This window comes from Rheinheimera sp. ATLC3, assembly GCF_059429535.1.
Genome location: NZ_CM182103.1, coordinates 239,157 through 263,861, shown reverse-complemented (window position 1 = coordinate 263,861; position 24,705 = coordinate 239,157). Strand labels below are relative to the sequence as shown.

Annotated in this window: 28 protein-coding genes; 26 read left to right on the top strand and 2 right to left on the bottom strand. The window is 46.9% G+C overall.

Going from position 1 to position 24,705, the window contains the following annotated elements; all coding sequences use genetic code 11:
- The first annotated feature begins 1 nt into the window (after window position 1).
- From AC5SV9_RS01310 to prpF, 7 genes are all read left to right on the top strand, one after another.
- Window positions 2-328, top strand: coding sequence for a PilZ domain-containing protein (locus AC5SV9_RS01310; RefSeq protein ID WP_134054576.1), 327 nt, complete (start codon window positions 2-4; stop codon window positions 326-328).
- Window positions 329-343: 15 nt separating this feature from the next.
- A complete protein-coding gene (locus tag AC5SV9_RS01305) occupies window positions 344-1,126 on the top strand; it encodes a TatD family hydrolase (RefSeq protein WP_475153261.1) in 783 nt (260 codons plus the stop codon).
- Between the two features lie 549 nt (window positions 1,127-1,675).
- Window positions 1,676-2,359, top strand: coding sequence for a GntR family transcriptional regulator (locus tag AC5SV9_RS01300; protein ID WP_273021716.1), 684 nt, complete (start codon window positions 1,676-1,678; stop codon window positions 2,357-2,359).
- Between the two features lies 1 nt (window position 2,360).
- Window positions 2,361-3,245 carry a methylisocitrate lyase gene (gene prpB, locus AC5SV9_RS01295; RefSeq protein ID WP_475153259.1) on the top strand — a complete coding sequence of 295 codons (885 nt, stop codon included), beginning with the start codon at window positions 2,361-2,363 and terminating at the stop codon, window positions 3,243-3,245.
- A gap of 31 nt (window positions 3,246-3,276) precedes the next feature.
- Window positions 3,277-4,404 carry a bifunctional 2-methylcitrate synthase/citrate synthase gene (gene prpC / locus AC5SV9_RS01290; RefSeq protein WP_475153258.1) on the top strand — a complete coding sequence of 376 codons (1,128 nt, stop codon included), beginning with the start codon at window positions 3,277-3,279 and terminating at the stop codon, window positions 4,402-4,404.
- A 372-nt stretch (window positions 4,405-4,776) separates the two neighbouring features.
- Entirely contained in the window at window positions 4,777-7,377 is a 2,601-nt protein-coding gene (acnD, locus tag AC5SV9_RS01285) for a Fe/S-dependent 2-methylisocitrate dehydratase AcnD (RefSeq protein ID WP_475153257.1), read from the top strand.
- Between the two features lie 287 nt (window positions 7,378-7,664).
- The gene (gene prpF / locus AC5SV9_RS01280; protein ID WP_475153255.1) at window positions 7,665-8,852 is read left to right on the top strand and encodes a 2-methylaconitate cis-trans isomerase PrpF; all 1,188 of its coding nucleotides are present in this window, start codon (window positions 7,665-7,667) and stop codon (window positions 8,850-8,852) included.
- 40 nt (window positions 8,853-8,892) lie between these two features.
- Here prpF and AC5SV9_RS01275 read toward each other — a convergent pair whose 3' ends face one another.
- Complete coding sequence (locus AC5SV9_RS01275; RefSeq protein ID WP_475153253.1) at window positions 8,893-9,858, bottom strand: integron integrase; 966 nt, start codon at window positions 9,856-9,858, stop codon at window positions 8,893-8,895.
- Window positions 9,859-10,706: 848 nt separating this feature from the next.
- On the opposite strand from AC5SV9_RS01275, the gene AC5SV9_RS01270 reads away from it, so the two are divergent.
- From AC5SV9_RS01270 to AC5SV9_RS01180, 19 genes are all read left to right on the top strand, one after another.
- Window positions 10,707-10,994: a hypothetical protein gene (locus AC5SV9_RS01270; protein WP_475153242.1), complete on the top strand. Its 288-nt coding sequence runs from the start codon at window positions 10,707-10,709 to the stop codon at window positions 10,992-10,994.
- A gap of 80 nt (window positions 10,995-11,074) precedes the next feature.
- Window positions 11,075-11,404 (top strand): hypothetical protein, encoded by a 330-nt coding sequence (locus AC5SV9_RS01265; RefSeq protein WP_475153252.1) that lies wholly within the window; start codon window positions 11,075-11,077, stop codon window positions 11,402-11,404.
- A 111-nt stretch (window positions 11,405-11,515) separates the two neighbouring features.
- Window positions 11,516-11,911 (top strand): hypothetical protein, encoded by a 396-nt coding sequence (locus AC5SV9_RS01260; protein WP_475153251.1) that lies wholly within the window; start codon window positions 11,516-11,518, stop codon window positions 11,909-11,911.
- An 88-nt stretch (window positions 11,912-11,999) separates the two neighbouring features.
- Window positions 12,000-12,332, top strand: coding sequence for a hypothetical protein (locus tag AC5SV9_RS01255; protein ID WP_475153250.1), 333 nt, complete (start codon window positions 12,000-12,002; stop codon window positions 12,330-12,332).
- A 110-nt stretch (window positions 12,333-12,442) separates the two neighbouring features.
- Window positions 12,443-12,817, top strand: coding sequence for a hypothetical protein (locus AC5SV9_RS01250; RefSeq protein WP_475153248.1), 375 nt, complete (start codon window positions 12,443-12,445; stop codon window positions 12,815-12,817).
- Between the two features lie 625 nt (window positions 12,818-13,442).
- Complete coding sequence (locus tag AC5SV9_RS01245; RefSeq protein WP_475153247.1) at window positions 13,443-13,769, top strand: hypothetical protein; 327 nt, start codon at window positions 13,443-13,445, stop codon at window positions 13,767-13,769.
- 111 nt (window positions 13,770-13,880) lie between these two features.
- Window positions 13,881-14,276 (top strand): hypothetical protein, encoded by a 396-nt coding sequence (locus AC5SV9_RS01240; protein ID WP_475153246.1) that lies wholly within the window; start codon window positions 13,881-13,883, stop codon window positions 14,274-14,276.
- A 436-nt stretch (window positions 14,277-14,712) separates the two neighbouring features.
- Window positions 14,713-15,141 carry an energy transducer TonB gene (locus AC5SV9_RS01235; protein ID WP_475153245.1) on the top strand — a complete coding sequence of 143 codons (429 nt, stop codon included), beginning with the start codon at window positions 14,713-14,715 and terminating at the stop codon, window positions 15,139-15,141.
- A 107-nt stretch (window positions 15,142-15,248) separates the two neighbouring features.
- Entirely contained in the window at window positions 15,249-15,689 is a 441-nt protein-coding gene (locus tag AC5SV9_RS01230) for a hypothetical protein (RefSeq protein WP_475153244.1), read from the top strand.
- A 547-nt stretch (window positions 15,690-16,236) separates the two neighbouring features.
- Window positions 16,237-16,524, top strand: coding sequence for a hypothetical protein (locus AC5SV9_RS01225; RefSeq protein ID WP_475153242.1), 288 nt, complete (start codon window positions 16,237-16,239; stop codon window positions 16,522-16,524).
- A 468-nt stretch (window positions 16,525-16,992) separates the two neighbouring features.
- The gene (locus AC5SV9_RS01220; protein ID WP_475153241.1) at window positions 16,993-17,352 is read left to right on the top strand and encodes a hypothetical protein; all 360 of its coding nucleotides are present in this window, start codon (window positions 16,993-16,995) and stop codon (window positions 17,350-17,352) included.
- A gap of 78 nt (window positions 17,353-17,430) precedes the next feature.
- Window positions 17,431-17,838: a hypothetical protein gene (locus AC5SV9_RS01215; protein WP_475153240.1), complete on the top strand. Its 408-nt coding sequence runs from the start codon at window positions 17,431-17,433 to the stop codon at window positions 17,836-17,838.
- Between the two features lie 483 nt (window positions 17,839-18,321).
- Window positions 18,322-18,678 (top strand): hypothetical protein, encoded by a 357-nt coding sequence (locus AC5SV9_RS01210; protein ID WP_475148310.1) that lies wholly within the window; start codon window positions 18,322-18,324, stop codon window positions 18,676-18,678.
- A gap of 147 nt (window positions 18,679-18,825) precedes the next feature.
- Complete coding sequence (locus AC5SV9_RS01205) at window positions 18,826-19,134, top strand: transposase (RefSeq protein ID WP_216351835.1); 309 nt, start codon at window positions 18,826-18,828, stop codon at window positions 19,132-19,134.
- Complete coding sequence (locus AC5SV9_RS01200) at window positions 19,089-19,988, top strand: IS3 family transposase (protein WP_475153361.1); 900 nt, start codon at window positions 19,089-19,091, stop codon at window positions 19,986-19,988. The genes AC5SV9_RS01205 and AC5SV9_RS01200 overlap by 46 nt, the downstream gene beginning before the upstream one ends.
- 144 nt (window positions 19,989-20,132) lie before the next feature.
- On the top strand, window positions 20,133-20,531 hold the full coding sequence (locus AC5SV9_RS01195) for a DUF4177 domain-containing protein (RefSeq protein WP_475150121.1): 399 nt from the start codon (window positions 20,133-20,135) through the stop codon (window positions 20,529-20,531).
- Between the two features lie 223 nt (window positions 20,532-20,754).
- Window positions 20,755-21,420 carry an alpha/beta hydrolase gene (locus AC5SV9_RS01190; protein ID WP_475150123.1) on the top strand — a complete coding sequence of 222 codons (666 nt, stop codon included), beginning with the start codon at window positions 20,755-20,757 and terminating at the stop codon, window positions 21,418-21,420.
- Window positions 21,421-21,516: 96 nt separating this feature from the next.
- Window positions 21,517-22,647 carry an alpha/beta hydrolase gene (locus tag AC5SV9_RS01185; RefSeq protein ID WP_475150124.1) on the top strand — a complete coding sequence of 377 codons (1,131 nt, stop codon included), beginning with the start codon at window positions 21,517-21,519 and terminating at the stop codon, window positions 22,645-22,647.
- A 63-nt stretch (window positions 22,648-22,710) separates the two neighbouring features.
- Window positions 22,711-23,166, top strand: a complete 456-nt coding sequence (locus AC5SV9_RS01180) for a DUF2127 domain-containing protein (protein ID WP_475150127.1) — start codon at window positions 22,711-22,713, stop codon at window positions 23,164-23,166.
- A 24-nt stretch (window positions 23,167-23,190) separates the two neighbouring features.
- On the opposite strand, the gene asnS is transcribed toward AC5SV9_RS01180, so the two are convergent.
- Window positions 23,191-24,591, bottom strand: coding sequence for an asparagine--tRNA ligase (gene asnS / locus AC5SV9_RS01175; protein ID WP_134054614.1), 1,401 nt, complete (start codon window positions 24,589-24,591; stop codon window positions 23,191-23,193).
- Between the last annotated feature and the right edge of the window lie 114 nt (window positions 24,592-24,705).

Sequence of the window (24,705 nt, the reverse complement as noted above, 5' to 3'; positions counted from 1 at the left end):
TATGGAAGAACTGACGATAGGTTTTAATGATTTAAAAGACTTGTACCGCAGTTATATGCCATTTCTGAAAAATGGTGGTTTGTTTGTCCGTACTGCCCGGCAATATAAAATGGGGCAGTCACTGGCACTGAGTGTTACTTTACCGGATTCACTTGAGTCTATAACAGTATCAGGCAAGGTTGCCTGGATCACGCCACATGGCTCGCAAAGTTCAAACCCGGCCGGTGTTGGGATTAGCTTTATTGATGATAAATCTCAACTGAGCGCCCAGATTGAAAAATTGCTCGGCGGAATGCTTAACTCCCCCGATCCAACCCATACTATTTAAATTGAGAGAATAACGTTGTTTGTTGATTCGCATTGCCATCTTGACCGGCTGGAACTGGATAAACTTGGGCTTACGCTGGAGCAGGTAATCGCCAACGCTCAAGCTGGGCAAGTACAACACATGCTGTGTGTATGTGTTAGTCTGGCTGAATTTGACCAGATGCAACAGATTGTAGCGCCGTACCCGATGGTGTCTGTTTCTTGTGGTGAACACCCGCTACATCAGAATGATAATGTTGATCCGCAGCATCTACTTTCGTGCTGCCAGCTGGAACATGTTGTTGCCGTAGGTGAAACCGGACTGGATTACTTTTATTCACCTGAGTCAAAGTTAAGTCAGCAGCAAGCCTTCGTTACCCACATTGAGGTGGCTAACCAGGTAAATAAGCCGCTGATTATTCATACCCGCGATGCCCGTTCAGATACGTTGGCATTAATGCGAAGCCATAACGCGGCTAATGCTGGTGGAGTACTGCACTGTTTTACCGAGAACTGGGAAATGGCGAAGGCTGCGCTGGATATGGGTTTTTATATTTCTATATCCGGTATCATGACATTTCGTAATGCAACTGAACTACGTGATGTGGTGAAGAAATTACCTCTGGATCGTCTGCTGATAGAAACTGACTCGCCTTATCTGGCACCGGTGCCCTACAGAGGGAAAACCAATCAGCCCGTTTATGTAACCGCAGTAGCAGATGCGATAGCACAGGTTAAAAATATCAGCGTAACCGAACTGGCAGACGCAACAACAGCTAACTTTTACAGCTTATTTAATCACGTAAAAAGAGTCGCTTAATGTCTGTCTTTCGTTATAGCTTTGCTTGACAGATAAAAGTAGCCCGGAACCAATCCGCATTGTTCCGGGCTTAGGGGAATGGCTCATAGGGAATGAGCCGTGCGCTATCGTTACAACTGCTAAGACGTTTAAAAGGTAAGATTTAGTGTAGTTAAAACACAGCATTTTGCTGAAATGCATCGATGTCGCGATGTTGATGATCATAATATTAATTTTCTATTTTGTGCCCAGCTTATCCTCAAATTATCCCCAGCTTATTCCATCAAACAGGCAAGGTTACTGCGTTGAACCTTTTTTAGGTGCAAGTGTTATTGTGGCTATTTTTAGTTCTTAAACGCATTTTAAGGTGTCGTTTAATAAAAAAAAAATCTAAAAATTGCAGTAAAAACACGTTTCCAGCACTGAGACGGTGGTCGTTTTAATGCCTTCAGTTGTAAAGTGAAATGCACAAGCTTTGGTAGGATTGTCGACAATCTATTTGGTGCTAAGCTTGACTCACGCTTTAAAACGCTATAAAACATCATTAATTCTTATTCTTTGTCGACAATTATGGCTATTATTCACCCGTCACTGCGACCTGCAATTACCGCTTCAGACAGAGTACTGCTGGAAATACAGCGCGCTATTGTAGAGGGCGAAATTGCAGCTGGCAGCAAGATTAGCGAGCCTGAGCTGGCTAAACGCTTTGATTTAAGCCGGGCGCCATTGCGGGAAGCGCTTGCCCGGCTTGAGCGTTGTCATTTGATTGAGCGCATACCCAATGCAGGTGCCCGGGTGGTGAAATTGTCGACACAGGGGTTACTGTCTCTATATCAGCTGCGCGAAACCCTGGAAGGTTTAGCCTGTAGGTTGGCTGCCGAGCATATGGCTGATAGCGAAATCGCTGAACTGCGTCAGTTACTGGACCAACACCTAAGTACACAGCGGGTGCGGGAGGGTGAAAGTTACTACCAGGAAGCCGGCGATCTGGATTTTCATTACCGTGTCATCTTAGGTAGTAAGAATGACTATCTTATCAATATCTTATGCGACGAGCTTTATTATCTGGTACGGATGTACCGGGTACAGCTTGGTATGAACGGACCCCGCGTATCGCGGGCCTTTGATGAACATAAAGCTATCCTTAATGCCATTGCCAACCGCGATGGTGAGCTGGCCGACTTACTGATGCGCAGACACATAGCGGCATCAAGACGCAATATTGAAAAACAATTGGAACAAACGGGGACCTGACATGACCAAACTTACCGCCGGACAAAAATTCCGTGCAGCGATTAGCGCGAACAAGCCGCTGCAAATCGTTGGCACGATTAACGCTTACACTGCCATGATGGCAGAACGAACAGGGCATCAGGCGCTGTATTTGTCTGGTGCAGGTGTAGCAAATGCCTCTTTTGGCTTGCCGGACCTGGGTATGACGTCACTGAATGATGTCTGTGAAGATATCCGCCGCATCACCGGTGCAACCGACCTGCCACTGTTGGTTGATGCAGATACCGGCTGGGGTGGGGCTTTTAACATTGCCCGTACGGTACAGGAAATGACCCGCGCCGGCGCCGCCGGTTTTCATATTGAAGATCAGGTGGCGCAAAAGCGTTGTGGCCACCGGCCGAACAAAGAAATTGTTAGCCTGGATGAAATGGTCGACAGGGTAAAAGCCAGTGTGGATGCCCGTACCGATGAGAGCTTTTTTATTATGGCGCGTACCGACGCTTTAGCTCAGCAAGGTTTAGATGCCGCTATTGAACGTGCTCTGGCCTGTGAAGCTGCTGGCGCAGATGCTATTTTTGCTGAAGCCGTGCATACACTGGAGCAATATCAAGCCTTTACCAAAGCGCTAAAAGTACCGGTGTTGGCTAACATCACAGAGTTTGGCCAGACGCCTTTATTTAATAAAACGGAGCTGGCAAGTGTTGGAGTGGCGATGGTGCTGTATCCGCTAAGTGCATTCCGGGCAATGAACAAAGCGGCGCTGAACGTATATCAGTCGATACTGACAAATGGCGATCAGAAAGCTGTCATCGACACTATGCAAACGCGTGCTGAATTATACGATTTTCTGAACTATCACAGTTTTGAAGAAAAACTGGATCAGTTGTTTAGCAATAAAGCGAAATAAGTATTCACAAATAAAAAACGGGGACAAGACAATGGCGACAGGAAAAGTACTGACAGGCGCGGGACTGCGCGGCCAGGTTGCGGGTAAAACGGCTTTATCAACGGTGGGAAAAACCGGTTCTGGTTTAACCTACCGTGGCTACGATGTTAAAGATCTAGCCGCCAACTGCAGCTTTGAAGAAGTAGCCCATCTGATATTAAAAGGCGAGTTGCCAAGCAGCACTGAATTAAGCGCTTACAAAGCCAAGCTAAAAAGTATGCGTAGCCTGCCGCAGGCACTGAAAGATGTACTGGAGCGTATACCTGCTGCGGCACACCCAATGGACGTAATGCGTACCGGCTGCTCAATGCTGGGTAATCTGGAAACCGAGCAGAATTTTAGCCAGCAGCAGGATGCAACCGATCGCATGCTGGCTGTATTTCCTGGGCTGGTAAATTACTGGTACAACTACAGCCATCACGGTAAACGCATTGAAGTTGAAACCGATGCCGATTCGATTGCTGAGCAGTTTTTATGGACGTTACACGGCAAAAAGCCGCAGCAATTGCATGTTGATGTGATGCAGGCGTCACTGATTTTATATGCAGAACACGAATTTAACGCTTCTACTTTTACTGCCCGGGTGTGCGCATCCACCTTGAGTGATATGCATTCATGCATTACCGGTGCTATTGGTTCCTTACGTGGTCCGCTGCACGGCGGTGCCAACGAAGCCGCGATGGAGCTGATTGAAAAAATGGCCAACCCGGATGATGCCGAGCAAAAACTGCTGGGTATGCTGGAGCGCAAAGAGAAGATCATGGGCTTTGGGCATGCGATCTACTCAGAATCGGACCCACGCAACGCCGTAATTAAAGAGTGGTCAGAAAAGCTGGCCAAGGCCAATGGCGATACCAAGCTGTATGATGTGTCAGTGCGCTGTGAGGCGGTGATGTGGCGCGAGAAGAAGCTGTTTTGTAATGCCGACTTTTTCCATGCTTCTGCCTATAACTATATGGGTATTCCAACTAAGCTGTTTACACCGATCTTTGTTTGTAGCCGGTTAACCGGCTGGGCAGCCCATGTGATGGAGCAGCGCGCCGATAACCGTATTATCCGGCCAAGTGCAGATTACGTGGGCGTAGAGCCACGTAGCGTGAAGCCGATTGCGCAGCGTTAAGGTTTAAGGCAACTGTGCGGTTGCAACACCCGCCATGCTCGCCACAGCAATTACGCTGGTCAATCCTGCCCATCGCCGGAGGCCAGCCAGAGGCTGTTCAAATTCGTTCCAGACGAATTTGTCACTTCGCTGCTGGCGCGCTCGCTCAGACACTCTGTGGCTGCGCTAGCGGGGTTCCAACCTCACATTGCAGCAAACAACAGTTCAGCTTCAGGTGATAGAGCCAAATCGGTTTGATCTAAGCCAACCGTTGAAGCCCCGGACGGGCGGAAACGAGCCCCCAGGGATGGGTTTACGGCGTGTTGGCGTGGTCAAGCCGGTTTGTGCGTTACACCTTAGTCTGGTTTTGACCAGGACCAACAGGTAAATACAATGAACAGCCAATACCGTAAAAAACTGCCCGGCACCAACCTGGATTATTTCGACACCCAGGCCGCGGTAGATGCAATAGAACCCGGCGCTTATGCAAAGCTGCCGTACACATCACGCGTGCATGCCGAAAACTTAGTACGCCGCTGCGATCCGGCGATGGTAACAGATGCCTTAAAACAGCTGATTTACCGCAAACGCGATTTAGACTTCCCTTGGTTTCCTGCCCGTGTGGTGTGCCACGACATTTTAGGCCAGACCGCTCTGGTAGATTTAGCCGGCTTGCGAGACGCCATAGCTGAAAAGGGCGGAGATCCTGCCAAAGTTAACCCGGTAGTGCCTACTCAGCTGATTGTGGATCACTCGTTAGCGGTAGAGCATGCCGGTTTCGAGAAAGATGCCTTTGCAAAAAACCGGGCTATTGAAGACCGCCGTAACGACGATCGCTTTCATTTTATTAACTGGACGAAAAAAGCCTTTAAAAATGTCGATGTTATTCCACCGGGCAACGGCATTATGCATCAGATTAACTTAGAGCGGATGTCGCCGGTAGTTCATGCCAAAGACGGCGTGGCTTTCCCGGATACTCTGGTCGGTACCGACAGCCACACACCGCATGTTGATGCGCTGGGCGTTATCGCTATCGGTGTAGGCGGGTTAGAGGCAGAAAGCGTGATGCTGGGCCGTGCCAGCTGGATGCGCCTGCCTGATATTATCGGCGTAGAGCTTACTGGTAAAGCACAGGAAGGCATCATGGCGACCGATATTGTGCTGGCGCTGACTGAGTTTTTACGCAAAGAAAAGGTGGTGTCGAGTTACCTGGAGTTTTTCGGCGAAGGTGCTGACAGCTTAAGTTTGGGCGACCGGGCAACTATATCGAATATGACACCAGAATACGGTGCTACCGCAGCCATGTTCAGCATTGATCAGCAAACGCTGGATTATCTGACCCTGACAGGCCGTGCACCAGAGCAGGTTAAACTGGTAGAAACCTATGCTAAAACAGCAGGCCTTTGGAGCGACAGTTTAAAAACCGCCGAGTATGAGCGGGTACTGAAGTTCGACTTGTCCAGCGTTGGCCGCACTATGGCGGGGCCATCTAACCCACATGCGCGGTTATCGACTGCAGATCTTACCGCTAAAGGTATTGCCGGCAAGTATGAGCTTGAAGAAGGTAAGATGCCAGATGGCGCAGTGATTATCGCTGCCATTACCAGCTGCACCAACACCAGTAACCCGCGCAATGTTATTGCGGCTGGTTTGCTGGCACGTAATGCGAACAAATATGGCTTAACCCGAAAGAGTTGGGTTAAAACCTCACTGGCGCCTGGTTCTAAAGCGGTGCAGCTGTATCTTGAAGAGGGCGGTTTGCTGCCAGAGCTGGAGAAGTTGGGCTTTGGTATTGTCGCCTTTGCCTGTACTACCTGCAACGGTATGAGCGGTGCGCTGGATCCGGTGATCCAGAAAGAAGTGATAGAACGCGATCTGTATGCTACTGCAGTGTTATCGGGCAATCGTAACTTTGATGGCCGCATTCACCCTTATGCCAAACAGGCATTTTTAGCGTCGCCGGCATTGGTTGTGGCCTATGCTATCGCCGGCACCGTGCGTTTTGATATCGAAAAAGATGCGCTGGGTTATGATGAGAAAGGTAACGCAATCACATTAAAAGATATCTGGCCAAGCGACGCTGAAATTGATGCAATGGTAGCGTCCAGTGTAAAACCGGAGCAATTTCGCAAAGTGTACGAGCCAATGTTTGATGTTGCGGTCGACTTTGGTGAGCAGATCAGTCCGCTGTATGACTGGCGGCCACAAAGCACTTATATTCGCCGCCCGCCCTATTGGCAGACAGAGGGGGAAGGCGCATTAGCCGGGGAGCGTTCATTAAAAGGCATGCGGCCACTGGCGTTGCTGGGTGACAACATTACCACTGATCATTTATCTCCGTCGAACGCCATTATGCTGGACAGCGCCGCCGGTGAGTATCTGCATAAAATGGGCTTGCCGGAAGAAGATTTTAACTCTTACGCCACCCACCGAGGCGATCATTTAACCGCGCAGCGCGCTACCTTTGCCAACCCCAAACTGATTAATGAAATGGCCATTGTTGATGGCAAAGTGAAGCAAGGCTCACTGGCACGGATAGAACCAGAGGGTAAGGTAACCCGCATGTGGGAGGCCATTGAAAGCTACATGCAGCGTAAACAGCCGCTGATCATTGTTGCCGGTGCAGATTACGGCCAGGGTTCATCACGCGATTGGGCCGCAAAGGGCGTAAGGTTAGCCGGTGTCGAAGCGATCGCAGCTGAAGGTTTTGAACGTATTCACCGTACTAATTTAATTGGTATGGGCGTGCTGCCGCTGGAATTTAAAGCGGGTACCACCCGTAAAACACTGGGCTTAGATGGTACTGAAACCTATGATGTGGTGGGAGAGCGTACACCGCGTGCGAACTTAACGCTGGTTATTCATCGTACAAACGGCGAAGTGCTGAATGTGCCGGTAACCTGCCGTTTAGACACCGGTGAAGAAATGTCTATTTATGAGGCCGGTGGCGTACTGCAGCGTTTTGCGCAGGACTTTTTGCAAGGGGCTGTTTAACGAATAGCAAGCAGCCTTTTAGGCTTCGGTTGCAACTCCCCGAAAAGCTCGCCACAGCAACTCGCTCGCTGCTTGCGCGCTCACTCAGACACTCTGTGTCGCCTTTTCAGGGGTTCCAACCTGCGCTATCAAGTCAAGCTGACATCGACAAGGGAGGCCCGATGCCTCTTTATGTCATCACAGAGTGTCTGAGCCCTGCCGTAGGCATTAGGGCGAGTTGCTGTGATGAGCAGAAAGAGGTTGTCGGGCCGGACTAAACAAGTAACCCAATAGAAGAGACCATTTTTATGGCTGTTCCTCAAATCAAAATCCCCGCGACTTATATGCGAGGCGGCACCAGCAAAGGTGTATTTTTCAAACTTACCGACTTACCCCTGGTAGCTCAGGTGCCGGGTAAAGCCCGCGACAATTTGCTGCTTAGAGTTATCGGTAGCCCCGACCCATACGGCAAACACACCGACGGTATGGGCGGTGCCACATCCAGCACCAGCAAAACGGTGATATTAAGCAAAAGCGCTAAAGCAGAGCACGATGTCGATTATCTGTTTGGCCAGGTTGCCATAGATAAGCCTTTTATTGACTGGAGCGGCAACTGCGGCAATTTAACCGCGGCAGTAGGCTCATTTGCCATCAGTAATGGGCTGGTGGCTGCTGAACGTATTCCGCACAATGGCATCTGTACCGTGCGCATTTGGCAGGCCAATATTAATAAGACCATTATTGCCCATGTGCCCATCACCAACGGCGACGTACAGGAAACCGGCGACTTTGAGCTTGATGGCGTCACTTTTGCTGCCGCTGAGGTTCAAATTGAGTTTCTGGATCCGGCTGCCGATGAAGCCGAGGGTGGCGGCGCTATGTTCCCCACCGGTAATTTGGTGGATGACTTAGAGGTACCCGGTATCGGCACCTTTAAAGCCACGCTTATCAATGCCGGCATTCCAACCATTTTTGTCAATGCGGCAGATATCGGCTATACCGGCACTGAGCTGCAGGAAGCAATAAACGGCGATAACGCAGCGCTGACGCGTTTTGAAACTATCCGCGCCTACGGTGCGCTGAAAATGGGGCTTATCAGCAATATCAGTGAAGCCGCCGGCCGTGCTCACACGCCCAAAATAGCCTTTGTGGCACCGGCACAAAGCTACACAGCCTCTAGCGGCAAACGGGTTAACGCAGCTGATGTTGATTTATTAGTGCGGGCGCTTTCAATGGGCAAGCTGCACCATGCCATGATGGGTACAGCTGCGGTGGCAATAGGCACAGCAGCTGCTATTCCGGGCACTTTGGTAAACCTGGCCGCCGGTGGCGGCAAGCGCGAAGCTGTGCGCTTTGGCCACCCATCCGGCACCTTACGTGTCGGCGCAGCCGCAGAGCAGGTTGGCGGACAATGGACAGTGACTAAAGCCATAATGAGCCGCAGCGCCAGAGTGTTGATGGAAGGTTGGGTAAGAGTGCCGGGTGATTGTTTTTAGCTAATCAGGTTAAGAGTAACAAGGCGCTGCGGCGCCTTTGTTATAGCAACTGAGATAGTGGACTTTTAACACCTGCCGCACCACGGTTTAGTACATGAGTATAAATTTGCGTAGTGCGCACATCCGTATGGCCTAATTGCTCTTGTACTGTACGGATATCGGCACCGGACTCCAGCAAGTGGGTGGCGAAGCTGTGTCTTAACGTATGGCAGGTGACGTTTTTGCGGATACCTGCTTTTCTCGCTGCAATTTTAATTTCGCGCCTGACACAACTTTCGTCTAGATGATGACGACGCAAAAGCTTAGAGTCCGGGTCTACGCTTAGCTGCAGTGAAGGAAACAGATACTGCCAACCCAGCTCTTTAGACGCAGATGGGTACTTACGTGCTAAAGCATAAGGCAACCAGACGCCGGCATACCCGGGGTTTGCTGTATCCGCCTGAAAATATTGCAGCACATACTGGCTTTGCTGTTTCAGCGAAAGAACTAATTCGGGCGCCAGAGTAGTGCGCCGGTTTTTATTACCTTTACCCTGCCACACCATTACCGAAAAATAGTCATAATCAATATCATGTACCCGAAGCCTCACAGCCTCCATCAAACGCAGCCCACTGCCATACATTAACTGCGCAAGCAATTTGTAACGCGGCTCAATAACCTTGAGCAGAGCGGTAATTTCGCCACGAGTAAGTACAACCGGTAACTTTGGCGTAACCTGAGAGCGGTTAAAATTGAGGTTTAATGATAACGGTTGCTGCAATACCTTACTGTATAAAAAGCTTAGTGCATTCAGAGCCGCAGCCTGGGGGCGCGGAGCTACGTTTCGCTGGTTACTCAAATAGGTTAAGAAGCATTCAACATCACGATCTTTTAGTTGTGCCGGGTGTTGCTTTTTGTGAAACAAAATATACATCTTTATCCAGTACACATAGCCTTCAACCGTCCTTTTGGCATAACGGCGGGCATACATAAACTCAGCGATATATTGCAAAAACGGCGAGGCCATAACATTCACCAGGAAATAAATTAATATGTATACGTATACAGTAGTTGGTAAATTTATTGTAAGCAAGTTAATCGCGAGGTTTAACACCGCTTTCTCCACATTTGATGCTGCGTCACGTTGAAAATCTGTTGATTTCACGGGGCTTATTGTTTAGCTTGTTGCAATTAAATAAAGATAGAAGGGAGCAAACACTGCGTGAAAGCGTGTAAGCTCCAAACTATTAAGCTGTTAACTGGCTATGAAAGTAAAGCTCGTACGTCGAAATGACTCAGAAGGAACAAATATTTCGCTCACTATGGGAAAGGAATATGAGGTATTGGCCATTGAAGGTTTCTACTACAGAATTCTCACTGACTTAGATTCGAAACCATACGGTAATGATCCAATTCTTTTCGAGCGAGATTGTTTTGAAGTAACAGATTCTATAGAGCCGGATTTCTGGGTTACGGAGTACTTTGATGGAGAGCGATATAGCAGCCCATTTTTGTGGTCTCGCTACTTTTTCGAGGACTACCATGACGGTAATGACGAGACACGAAACAAGTTCAAAAAAAATATTAAGCAATACTACCCTTGGACCTGGAGCCAGCGCTTCAGCAGTTAACAAAGCTGTCATAGGGACATTTTTTGCTTCGCTCCGTTTTGGGGTGGCTTCGCCACTTTACCCCAAAACTCCACTACACAAAAAATGCCCCATACAGCGGCGTTAACTGTACCTATGCATCCAAATCAGTAGAAACAAAAAGGCAAAGTGTATCTTTGGCGGTACGAAGGTAACCCGAAGAATTATTCAGGCTGGCATTTGCATTGCGATAGAGCCGGAGCAATTTCTTTAGCTGAGCTTATAAGTGCTTTTTATTAATGTGCATGAAAATTGTCAGCGTACGGTTTACTTGTCTAAACCGACCGAACAACAGCTTGGTGTACCAAACTGTTCAGCTAAAGCGATTAGTGATATTAAATTGGTGGTCTCTAAGCAAGAAGAGTGGAACATTTATTCCCTTAATGAAAAAACGCATTTTTGCTTTGATGAAGTAAATCTCCCCAATTTAGTGGATACAATTTTGGGTATCCCTGAGGGTAAAGGGGATTTTAGTATCGGCACCAAAGGAAGCCGTTTATGGTTTTGGTGGTAACACAGTTAACAAGCAAAGGCAGCAACGCCCTACGGGCTGGACGCGCTAACGCGCGCCGCTGCTTTGGGCGTTAGGCAGTCATGGAATTAAGTAAAGGCACTAAAGCTACAATTTGGATGGGTTCCCTCTGCATAGCACATGTCATTGGTATGCTGGTATTTAGGGTGTTTATCTATGCCGACATGTATAAGGCACCGGAAGACCCTTATGGAATATCGGATATCATTGAATTTCTTTTAGGGTGTGTATTTTTAGTTTTCTTGGCAGTCTCTGTTTTGTTATCCATCATTCTGTTTTTCAAAGGCAACGTGCAAAGTAAAAAATCCGCTGCCTTTTTGGTTTTGTTTTGTGTAGTACTTTTTGCCAGTTATATACCACTTCATCAGCTTGCGGCTGGTTGGGGTAGCTAAGTGCCTAACAAGGCCATTAAATTCGTTCCGGGCGCAAAAAGCGCGCCCTCCACCGGACTGCCTACGCGTTGCTTCGGCATCCGTTTATGGCGGCGTTAGGTGCTCTTCAAGATGCAGTTAAGAATCAGAGAAAATAGAGGTAATCCAGCTCCCTTTCATGACGGAATGCATGAGGAAAAAGTTCGTCTCCATTTTGACTGCGGACACTGTGGTCATGAATTCGATGAAAATCTACTTTCAAGCTTGGATAAGGGAGAAGATTGGTTTCGCTCTTTAAACGAATCTGATCAAAGGTCTATTGCAAAGGGGTTTGGGTACAAATTCGAAATTGTAGGCCCAAACAATATTCCGTATGTCCGTTTTAAAAATGGCAACATGGCATATTTAGTAAATTTGCCTTGCCCAAAATGTAATACCCTAAGTTTGGTTGCAGTAGATTTTTACGAAAAGCAACCAGCCCGCTATATTGCATCATTAATGGCGGCAGCCGAAGTAGAGGAAAATTAATGCACCTAACAAGTCAATCAACTACGCGCCTTCGGCGCCGGACGCAGCAAAGCTGCGCCGGTTATTGAGGCGTTATGTGTAAATCGATATGAGCGCGTTGTTTTGGTTTGGTTTAGGGTTTTTAGCTCTTATTGCCTTCTACTTTTTTAACAAGTGGAATATGCGTCCTGTCCACTGGGAGCATCAGGAAGTAATAGACCTATTAGATTCATGGATTAACGATGATGTTGATTGGCAGATGTGGGACTTTTTCGAGGCCTGTAAGATTGATAATCCAAATTTAGAAGCCATTCGGCAGCAAGCACTTGAAGCTACATACTGGAAGTCACCATATGTTGAGTGCTCCGGAGAGGCTGAAGGGCTCCACCTGAATGAGCAAGGTAAAGAGCTGTTCCGAAAGCTCAAGGCACAATGTTTGTAAAGTATCTATGAGATCAGTAACACATAACAAACGCAGCCACACCGGCCTATCGGCCTCGACTCGCTACGCTCGCGTGTGCTGCGGGCGTTAGCTGTACAAGAGAGAGTCTCATGAGAATAGTTTTACTTATAATATTGTTTGTTCTACCGGCCTTTTCAAATGCCGAAAAAGTTGAGGCGTCTACAATTATTCTTTCCGTGATCAATAGTCCAACCAATGACGAATTTAGTTGTTCTCGTGCTATATCTATGTCAAATGGCACATTAGAGCAAAGCGCATGTGAAGAAGCCTTGCCAGCTGTAAAAGAGAGTTGTGCAGGCGCCGTAAACAAATTTATCGGTATGTATATAACGACAGAAGAGCAAGCAAGGGACGTCACACGTGTGATTATGCTTTGCCAAGTTTGGGAATTACTTGGGTACGAAACAATTACAACTGAGCAGGGGGTTCAGTATATTAAGAAGCCCGGCGGGGTTCTGCCTTAATGTCAAAGACAGCTAACAAAGCCAGCCAGGTTTGCGCCACAAAAAACGTGGCGCGGGACAAATTTTGCGCTGCGCTCCAAATTTGCCCCTGCTGGCGCCGTTATACGCTAAGGTGAGTTCATTGTTGAGCCGAATTTATCTCATTATTCTTTCGCTGAGTTGCATATTCAGCTGTTTGGTGATCTTCGCTGGAGTTGCGAATTACTTTGAAGGACGGCCAGACCTAACTGCAGGACGAATAATCATAGGCTCATTATTGCTTAGCTACACGTGGGCTAATATTTATGTGCTTAAAAATAAGGGCTTTTATCTACACAAGTTTTTACTATTTTCTCCAATGTACCTTGCATTAGGACTCTTCGCGGACTTTTTCCATAGGGGATATATTAAAATCTGGGTTCCATCTACCCAAGCTGAAGCAATGGATGCAACTATGAGTTTCATAATAGGATTTAGTGCGTTAGCTTTGCTCTACGGCTTCGTAACTTTTTTTAGTGGCTACCGTGCTAAAAGCGTATAACAAGTTGCTTAATTTCGTTCCGGCCACAAACAGCATGGCCTCCACTGGACTGCCTACGCTACGCTGCGGCAGCCAATTAGCAAGGCGTTATGTGCTGGTGGTAACTTGAAACTTCTACTTACTTTAGTCTTTATGCTAGTCCTTGTAGCTTGCGATAACTCAACCGTTGTAGAGAAACGCGCCCGTTATTGGAAAAATGAGTTAGAAAGAACTGTTCCAATCGGTACTTCAAAAGAGCAGGCAATTAAATTGCTACGAACTATAGATCCTGAATCTGCTGAAGATCTTAGTTCAGGTAATATTGAATCAAAATTTGAAACAGTAGAGACTAACACCGTTCCGTGTAAAAGTTTTGTTGTTACAGGTACAACAAAACTGACTAATTCTATTGTCTCAGGGCATACCATCGTGCTTACAGGGAATTGTTTATAAATGGCACATAACAAACAAATTTTATCGCCAGCAAAAAGCGCTGACTGCGACGTCAACCCGCTGCGCGGCTTTCCGCGCTAAATTTGGGCGTTATGTGCTAGGAGATATTCGGTGAAGCTATTCAAGGTACTTGGATTAGTTATTTTCGGCTTTATGGTTGGGCTATTTTCGTCACAGTTTTTTATGACAGAATCGACAGAAGAGTACAATGCCGCAAGCGCCAAAATTAACGACGCATTACAAACAGCAGTTACAGTAACAACTCGGGATCAGCTAACCGCTATTCAACGAGATATTGAGCAATATAAAGATATTTTGAGTGCTTATAAATCTGGTATCACTACAGATGTGTTTATAAAAAATGAGCTTCAAAAGTTACAAGAGCATTTGAAGCTTCTTTCCCCTGTGGTAAACAGCGTGGACCAAGCAACAAAGCAATCATTTCATGAGACAGAGGCAAAATTGGCGCAACTTCAGTCAGATGTTAGTTTTTACTTTGGTGGTTAATATGTTCGCACATAACAATACGCTGTTGTCGCCACTATCGTGGCTGGGACGGCTTACGCTGCGCTCCAGCCGCCCCAAAGCTTTGCGTTATGTGCCCCCAGTAGAGAGTGAAGTGTTTTGAGTGAGTCAGATTTTCCATGCTTTCCAATCTCAGTTATTTTCCACGAAGACGGTGATAAATGGGTCCTGAATGATCACGCTGAAGTTGCATCAAACTTGGAATGGTTCGATAGCAGAGATGAGAACGAAAATGCCACGGTAACTGATAGCAGAGGTCGTAAGGTAGTAATAGTTGTCGAGAAGCTGGAGCTAAAAATATGCAAGCTTGCTTAAACACACATAACAAGGCGCTATTGTCGCCACTATCGTGGCTGGGACGGCTTACGCTGCGCTGCAGCCGCCCCAAAGCTTTGCGTTAGGGCAATAAGGAAGTTCAGTGAATAAATCAAATCTATTAGCAGTTTCGGCGCTCTTTGCGCTAAGTGCCTGTTCAACAGTAAATCAAACAGTTGTAACGGAATCTCTAGATTTAGTTGGTAACAAAGAAGCCGTTGAAAAGTATTGGGTAGTTGAGCGTAAAGTTGCTCCAGAATATCCGCTGGCGGCTGCCAAAAATGGTATATCGGGTTGCGTTGAATTTACACTGTTGATTGATGGTGACGGTAAGCCTCAAAACTTAACTGTAATTAAAAGCTTCCCCGGCACAACCTTTAATAAAAAGGCATATAAGGCATTGAGAAAATGGCAATGGAAACCTGGCACTAGCAATACTCAAAGGCAACCAGTTTTAACAACCATACAGCTAGACTTTACTACTCAACAGTCCGTTAACCATGCAGAGGCTTATGCCGCGTGCAAAATTTAAATTGCCCTAACAAACAAATATTATCGCCAGCAAAAAGCGCTGGCTGCGACGTCAACCCGCTGCGCGGCTTTCCGCGCTAAATTTGGGCGTTATATCGCTGGTGACATATGCGTAAAACTCTGATCTTTTTTCTTTGCGCCATATGGGCATGCTATTGCTCGGCTACTTCAGTTTCTTTTTCTGAGAAGACCATTGTGGCTGAAGAGGCTGAAAAATTAGGATTTCATCGTTTAATAGATGGCGAAAGTGACTCTTGGGACGATAGCTGGATCATATTTGTTTATCCGGAAGTCGATGCAAACGGACACAGAATATCTGAAGTTTGCCTGGATATTTACGAGACCTCTGAAAAGTTAGCTTCGTCATGTGTCGAAATGAAAAGTTCTGAAATAAAAGGGTTTAACCGTTCAGATATTGAAGTTAGCAAGGAGAGAGCCGTTTCTGTGGATGTTAGCATTACATATGGAAGCGAAAGATACTTAGTTAAAAACGTCGTATCTTTGCCGGGCAAAGATTATGAATCCTTTAAAAGACGATATAACAAGTAAATTTTATCGCCAGCAAAAAGCGCTGGCTGCGACGTCAACCCGCTGCGCGGCTTTCCGCGCTAAATTTGGGCGTTAGCAGGCATTCGGGTTTTTAACGGTTTTAGTCTGTGGTTTTGCTCCGGCCTTGCTAGTGTTTAGTTTTCTTAGCGGCAGCGCCAAAAGGTTAAGCTCGCCAGTTTGTGGGTTTGCTGCAAACGGTGGTGGCGGTAGCGTTGTTCTTCTTGGCTTCGCTTAACAGTTTTACAGGTTCCGGTTGGCCCGCTGTGTCGCAGTTAACCGGTGTAGTTTTTAATTAATAGTAGCTTGCCGTTGTTCAGGTTTGCCAGTGCGGCAAGCCGCGCAAGTTCGGTGTGGGCTGCTAACAAGCAAAGCCAGCCGACGCGTACCGCGCAGCTGCTTTGAGCGTTAACTGTACCTATGCATCCAAATCAGTAGAAACAAAAAGGCAAAGTGTATCTTTGGCGGTACGAAGGTAACCCGAAGAATTATTCAGGCTGGCATTTGCATTGCGATAGAGCCGGAGCAATTTCTTTAGCTGAGCTTATAAGTGCTTTTTATTAATGTGCATGAAAATTGTCAGCGTACGGTTTACTTGTCTAAACCGACCGAACAACAGCTTGGTGTACCAAACTGTTCAGCTAAAGCGATTAGTGATATTAAATTGGTGGTCTCTAAGCAAGAAGAGTGGAACATTTATTCCCTTAATGAAAAAACGCATTTTTGCTTTGATGAAGTAAATCTCCCCAATTTAGTGGATACAATTTTGGGTATCCCTGAGGGTAAAGGGGATTTTAGTATCGGCACCAAAGGAAGCCGTTTATGGTTTTGGTGGTAACACAGTTAACAAGCAAAGGCAGCAACGCCCTACGGGCTGGACGCGCTAACGCGCGCCGCTGCTTTGGGCGTTAGGTAGTTATGGGCACTGAGATATTATCAATTTTTTTGTTAGTGCCGGTTGCTTTTATCCTGGCCGACGCAATAAAAATAATAAAAAATCGAAATCAGTTTAAGCACATTATTTTGTTGGTTTTGGGTTTGTCTGCATTGGGCTATTTGGCATTGTCATCTCATCTCAGTGGCAGGCATCCAATGCAGGGCATAATTATTGGTAGCATTTTTTACTTCCCTGTACATTTTTTAGCTTATTGTGTTTTAAAGTATTTTTTCGATAAAAAGGTTTCTGGTTAATGCAAAAAGCACCTAACAAGTTACTAAATTTCGTTCCGGCCACAAACAACGTGGCCTCCACGGGACTGCCTACGCTGCGCTGCAGCAGCCCATTAGTAAAGCGTTAGGTGTCATTATGGAATTTCCATCCAGCATCAAAATTTCAGAACCATCTGATCGAGGCAACTTTGATGTATACGATTTTGAAATAGTCGATTCAAATCAGGAAAGGGCTTTGAGAGAGTTATTAAAATGGTTAGCTCCCGATAAAAAATTATTTCTTTCCGATCATAGGAGGGGAGATTCAGAAGGCGGGGTTATCGTCGAATTTAAAGATGGCAAGTTACAATTTATGCGTGGCGGTCACGGATACAGTTCTGATTGGTTTCCCTCTCCAAAAGATGAAGCTTTAAGAGAAATGCTTGAAGCCGCGAAAGCTACTAAATGGGGTGCGTTGCTTGGCAATGGTTCAATAAGCATTTACAAAAACACCTAACAAGTCAATTAACTACGCGCCTACGGCGCCGGACGCAGCAAAGCTGCGCCGGTTATTGAGGCGTTAAGTTGCTAAATTATGAATGTTTTAAAATTCAAGAATGTTGAGACAGCTTCAGTTGGAAAGATACGTGATGTATTTGATGTCATTGCTCTAGGCAAGAGAGCAGGAGCTATCGATGAAGAGAAATTGGCTTCAATTCTCGATGACCGTATTAGTTCTCACTTTATTACAACCAAGGCTGAATCTGATGAATGGCTTGCAAAGTGGAAAGCGGACTCAAGTATTGTAATGCCTTGGGACTTTGGTTCCTGGGTCGATGCTTTCATGAATGCCGATATTGAACTAGAAAAAATCGAAGTAGACTTAGATGGCTCAGGCTCAATACACTTTGATCAATTGTCTTGGCCAAGTGGGGGCATTGATGCAATAGAGGAAATTGTTAGAATATTCAAAGGGGTCATAGTATCAAATGACGCAACTTAACAAGGGCCAGCAACGGACTCGTCAAACTGTCACTTTTTTTGCAAAAAGCCGCAAAAAAAGCGCCAGTTCAACTCACCGCTGTGGCCGGCGTTAGGTAGTTATGGGCACTGAGATATTATCAATTTTTTTGTTAGTGCCGGTTGCTTTTATCCTGGCCGACGCAATAAAAATAATAAAAAATCGAAATCAGTTTAAGCACATTATTTTGTTGGTTTTGGGTTTGTCTGCATTGGGCTATTTGGCATTGTCATCTCAGTGGCAGGCATCCAATGCAGGGCATAATTATTGGTAGCATTTTTTACTTCCCTGTACATTTTTTAGCTTATTGTGTTTTAAAGTATTTTTTCGATAAAAAGGTTTCTGGTTAATGCAAAAAGCACCTAACAAGTTACTAAATTTCGTTCCGGCCACAAACAACGTGGCCTCCACGGGACTGCCTACGCTGCGCTGCAGCAGCCCATTAGTAAAGCGTTACGTGTCACTATGAAAACACCAATTGAGTTAAAATTAGACGGTATCACCGTAGGGGAAATTCTCAGTTTTAGCTATGAGACTCCTTGGGCTACCGGAAAGGTTAAGTTCAAAGACAACTCACTATTTGAAAAATTAGTGGCAGTATCTTCTATGTCATCCTTCGATCTAGAAATGGATGAGCTTGGACTAGATGACGCTGAAGAAGAAATAATGTGGGAGGCCAAGTTAAAGGAGCTTTGTATTTCTTGGGAGGATCTGAAACTAGACCGTGATGATAGATGGTCTGTTATTCCCAATGGAGGTGAGTCGCAGCCAATTTACTCACCTAGATTCTCCGAGCAGGGCTTTATCGACTATCGCCTATGAAAACACGTAACAAGTCAATCAACTTCGCGCCTACGGCGCCGGACGCAGCAAAGCTGCGCCGGTTATTGAGGCGTTATGTTCCCGAGTTACCCATGATCAGTAGACACCTTCTATAGTTAGGTATCGTACCTGACACTGAGGTGCAAGATGGCCAGACATAAAACCCAGGCGTATTCAGAAGAGTTCCGCCGTGAAGCCGTAAGACTGTCTGATTTACCCGATAAAACAGCGACGTCCGTTGCCCAAGAATTGGGCATTCACCCTAACCAGATTTATAACTGGCGAGCCCAGTTTAACCGCTTGTCTGATAAGCAGTTTAATAGCTTGAACGGGGTAGATTACTCTAAGGATGAAAGCGAAAAAGTCCGGCAGTTAAAACGTGAGCTGGATACGCTGAAAAAGGAAAACGAATTCCTAAAGAAGGCAGCTGCGTACTTTGCCAAGCAGCAGGAGTAAAGTACGCCCTCATAAGCGAATACGTAGGGCTGTATACGGTGAGGTTGATGTGCCGGGTGCTGGAAGTCTCCGCCTCCGGCTTTTATCGCTGGCGGGGTCGTAAGCCCAGCCGCAGCTGCGTTAAACGGGAGCAGCTTGAGCAGCAGGTGCTCGATAGTTATGCCCGTTACAAGGCGCGCTACGGCGCGCCCAGGCTGGTTAAAGAGCTCAATGCGTTGGGTGTAAGCTGTTGCCTGAACACTGTTGCCAGTATCCTCAAAGCCAGAGGCATACGGGCACGTAACGGCAAGGCGTTTCGCTACAGCCCACGCACCGAAGCGATGACGAATGTGGCGGATAACTTACTGAAAAGACGGTTTGACGCTGAGAAACCCAATGTGCGCTGGACCACAGATATCACCTATATCTGGCTTAAAGATAAATGGTTATACCTGGCTACAGTGATGGATTTATATTCCAGAGCGATAGTGGGATGGTCGCTTGATAGCAGCATGACAGAGCGGTTGATTACGCAGGCACTGAGAATGGCGCTGGCACGAAGACAGCCGCAGGCGGGCCTGATAGTGCATTCAGACCGAGGAGTGCAGTATCGCTCAACGGCCTATCAGGATGAATTAATGCATGCCGGCTGTGTGCCGAGCATGAGCCGTAAGGGCAATTGCTGGGATAATGCGGCGATGGAAGCCTTCTTCAGCCGGCTAAAAGTAGAATTGATTTATGCCGAGAATTACGACTCGATTGAGCGGGCGAAGTCAGGTATCTTCGAGTACATAGAGATATTTTATAACCGTGTCCGTAGGCACTCAGCGATTGGCTATGTCAGTCCGGCTGAGTTTGAGCGCAAATGCGTATAACCGAGTGTCTACTTTTTATGGGTAAGAACAAACTCTCGTTAACGTCAGTCGTTATTTTGGCGGTTAACTGTCGGCGGTTTGTCGTATGAAAGATGCAAAAAATATTCGACTATCTTTAGTATTCAATGGAAACAGGAATCAATAGTGAAAATTAATGCTGCTTTAGTTATTCAAAATAGAATGTTCAAAGCATGGACGCAAGAACAGTTAGCTATTGCATCTGGGTTAAGCCAAAGAACCATTCAAAGGGTAGAAAGTGAAGCAAATGCTTCTTTGGAAACAAAAAAGGCATTGGCAGCTACGTTTAACATTGATATTACCAGTTTAGAATATGAGGAAGTCGAGACAGTGAGTAAATATGAATATAAAACAGTGGAGCTACCTTTCAAGCTTCGATTCTTTAAATCTGGCACTCCAGACGTCGCATCACTATTAAACGCGGAAGGTCAACAAGGCTGGCAATTAAAGCAAATAGTGATTCCTGCATCGGGGTTTGGTGAATCGGATTCTATGGTGGTTATTTTAGAACGACAGGCGGTATGAAGAGCTCTAACAAGGCGCTATTGTCGCCACTATCGTGGCTGAGACGGATTACGCTGTGCTCCAGCCGCCCCAAGGCTTTGCGTTAGCAGGTTTGCGGAATTTTAGGGAAGTCCAGTTCTCTTTGGATAAACGGATTAGCGGTGCAAACCCCAGGCGGAGTTTCGTAGGCAGGTGTGCTAAAAAATATCTTGCCGGCAACAGCTAACAAATCAAGAGTAAATAAATGGGAAAATATGTTAGATACATCTGTGCGCTTTTGCTAACGATCTTCATGACAGCACATGCAGATACCATCTATACCGAAGTGCCCGATACGCCTGAGCCCACAAAGATTTACTTGTTCTATCTGCATGGGCGAATCATTGAGAATTCTGGGCCTCGCCCCTCAGATCCGCGTTTTGGGCTATACGATTACCCCGCAATACTCGACGCACTTTCATCCCGGGGGGCTTTAGTCATTTCGGCGCAGCGCCCAGCTAAAACGGATATAAATGCATATGCAGGCATTGTTGTCTCTCAAGTCGAAAAGTTGATTGAACGCGGCGTTTCGCCTGGCAATATTGTTGTTGTCGGTTTCTCAAAAGGCGGCGCAATCGCAACGCGCGTCTCTAGCTTTCTGCGGCGGCCGCACGTTCGTTTCGTCCTTCTGGCTGCTTGCCCTGGTGGCTCTGCTGCACCACAAATTAGTTTGACGGGCCAGGTTCTTTCGGTTTACGAAGAAAGTGATACGTTAGCCGGAAGTTGCAAGCCTCTTGCGGACCAGTCTGAACAACTGCGGTCATTTAAGGAGCTTAAAATCTCGACAGGTAAATTGCATGGTGCGTTTTATATGCCGCATCCGGTATGGGTTGAGCCACTACTGGATTGGGTGCACGGTGTTGCTAACTGAAATTTATTCAAACCGAATCCGCTTAGCAGTTTGGCTCAGACCTGAAAATATATTGTATTCCAATCGCGGGTAGCATTTTTAAACTGAGGAAAAATAATGATAAGAATAGTTTACGGATTAGTGCTACTCATAGTGGGTTGCCACTGCAGTAGTTGGGCTGCAGCGAATTACCCTGAAGTACAAGAACTGGTGATTGATAGCAGTGTGATGGGCGAAACACGCAATCTGGTGGTGTATCTGCCAGCAGGTTACCAGAATAACGAGGACCGTTTTCCGGTGTTGTACCTCACTGATGGCGACATTCAGGGGCCGCATACCGCTGGTACTGTAGATTATCTGGCAAAGTTTGATCAAACACCGCAGATGATAGTAGTTGGTATTGTTAACCCGCGACAAACGCGTGAAAGAGATCTGACGGTAACCAGTGCAGACAAGCAAAACGCTGAGCAGTTAGAAAATGCAGACAGGTTTTTAGCCTTTATTGAGAAAGACGTTATCCCCCTAGTGAAACAGCAGTACCGCACTCTGGATTATCAAGCGCTATCAGGCACCTCTCACGGGGGCCAGTTTGCTATCAATGCACTGATAAAGCGACCAGGCCTATTTAATGGTGTCATCGCTATCAGCCCGTCTTTGTATTGGCACAATCAGCAAATGCTCGGGTTGTCAGAAATGGCGTTAAATAACCACCAGCTGCAGGGGCGTTTGTTTGTTTCTATTGCTAATGAAGAGCCGGCGATGACAGAGCCTTTCCAGAAGTTTGTCGACCTGACAAAGCGCTATCCAACGGACAAGTTGGCAGTAATAAGCCAGACATTTAGCAATGAAACGCATAACACTACCGTGCTGCAAGGTCAGTACTATGGTTTAAAACACTTATTCTCAGGCTGGGCCATACCGGAGTCGCCGCAAACTTTAGCAGATCTGCAAGCTATCTTTGAGAAACGTTCGAAGCTGTTAAATACTGCTATGGTCATTCCTGAAGATCGGGCGGCAGGGTATGGCCAATGGTTACAATACCTGAACAGGCAAGATGATGCGTTAGCACTGCTGAACTGGAATCGAATCACTTACCCTCAGTCTTTCAATGCACATGCTGCGTTAATCCGGGCCTACTTACATTTTAAAAAGACCGCAGAAGCTAAAGCTGCGCTTACCGACGCATTAAAATCGATAAAGGAGCTTAGTTCAGAGCAAAAAGCACAGCTTGAAGGTTTATTTTCCTAGCATAAGCTTGGCTTGAAAGTGCTGACAAATTTTCAGCGTTGTTTTTTTACAGGGTGTAAGATAATGCGAGCAAGAAATGGCTTAAAACTGATTGCAGCGCTGGAAGCGTTTAAAGGCGTCATATCGTTGTTGGTCGGTATTGGGCTTCACACGTTGGCTGGGCGTAACTTACAGCAAATTGCTGAGACGCTGGTAAGTCATGCGCATTTGAACCCGGCAAGCCATATTCCGGGTGTTTTTATTCATGCTGCCAGCTCGTTTCCGGTTAGCGACCTTAGCTTGATGGCTGGTGGGGCATTAGTTTATGCGTTGGTGCGTTTAATTGAAGCCTATGGTCTTTGGCACGGCCTTGTCTGGACAGAATGGTTTGCACTTGGTAGCGGCGCTATTTACATACCGTTTGAAATTTATGAGATATTTGCGCATGCCAACATTTGGAGCGTGGCCGTGTTTTTAGTCAACGTTCTTATTGTCTGGTATATGGCAAAGGTGCTACTGCAACAAAAAAAGGCGCTGTAACAGCGCCTTGTATGTTTTGCGAGATTAAAACTCGGCGTTGCCCGGTGTACGCGGGAAGGCGATAACATCGCGGATGTTACCAATGCCGGTAACGTACGATACTAAACGCTCGAAACCCAAGCCAAAACCGGCGTGCGGTACAGTGCCGTAGCGGCGCAGATCGCGATACCAGCCGTAGCTTTCTTTATCCAGACCCATTTCATCTAAGCGTTTGTCGAAAGCGTCCAGGCGTTCTTCACGCTGGCTGCCACCGATAATTTCACCGATGCCCGGTGCCAGTACGTCCATCGCGGCCACTGTTTTACCGTCATCATTTAAGCGCATGTAAAAGGCTTTAATGTCTTTCGGGTAGTTTTGCATAATGATAGGCGCGCCTACGTGTTCTTCTGCCAGGTAGCGTTCGTGCTCAGATTGTAAATCGACACCCCATTCAACCGGGTATTCAAATTTCTTACCGCAGGTTTTTAGGATTTCAATGGCATCGGTGTAATCCATCCGTACAAAGCTTGAGTCTACCAGCTGCTGTAAACGGGTGATGGCGGTGGGGTCAATACGCTCGGCAAAGAACGCCATATCGTCCGCACGTTCAGTAAGCACGGCTTTACAGACGTATTTCAGCATATCTTCGGCCAGCTGGGCGATGTCTTTTAGCTCGGCAAAGGCTACTTCCGGCTCTATCATCCAGAACTCGGCTAAGTGACGGCTGGTATTCGAGTTTTCAGCACGGAACGTCGGGCCGAAGGTGTAAATTTTCGACATGGCACAGGCGTAGGTTTCGCCGTTTAGCTGGCCTGATACGGTCAGAAAGGTTTCTTTACCGAAAAAATCCTGGCTGTAATCGATAGCGCCTTTGTCTGTGCGTGGCAGGTTTTCCAGATCCAGCGTGCTGACGCGGAACATTTCACCGGCACCTTCGGCATCTGAGCCGGTAATGATGGGCGTGCTGATCCAGTAATAGCCTTGCTCGTGGAAAAAACGGTGTACAGCCTGTGCTAAACAATGACGCACCCGGGTAACGGCGCCCATGATATTGGTACGCGGGCGCAGGTGAGCGTGTTCACGCAGGTATTCCATACTGTGGCGTTTGGGCGCCATAGGGTAGGTGTCCGGGTTTTCTACCCAGCCAACAACGTCAACCTGACTGGCCTGCAACTCAAACGCCTGGCCCTGGCCTTCAGAGCGCGCTACAGTGCCTGTTACGACCACAGAGCAAGAGGTCGTCAGGCGTTTTATTTCAGATTCATAATTATTCAGCTCTGCCGGCACAACGGCCTGCACAGCGTCGAAGCAGCTGCCGTCATGAATAGCTAAAAAGGAAATGCCGGCTTTTGAATCGCGGCGGGTGCGGATCCAGCCCTTAACGGTGATAACATCACCAATGGCAAAGCGACCAGCTAAAACATCTTTAATAACGGCGTGCGTCATGCAACAAACTCCAGAGGGTGTAAACTTAGACAACTGCGTAAAGGCTGTAATGATACTGAGCCAAACGCACAACACAAGTAAAACTTAGTCAGACAAGAAAAACTTAACAGGACA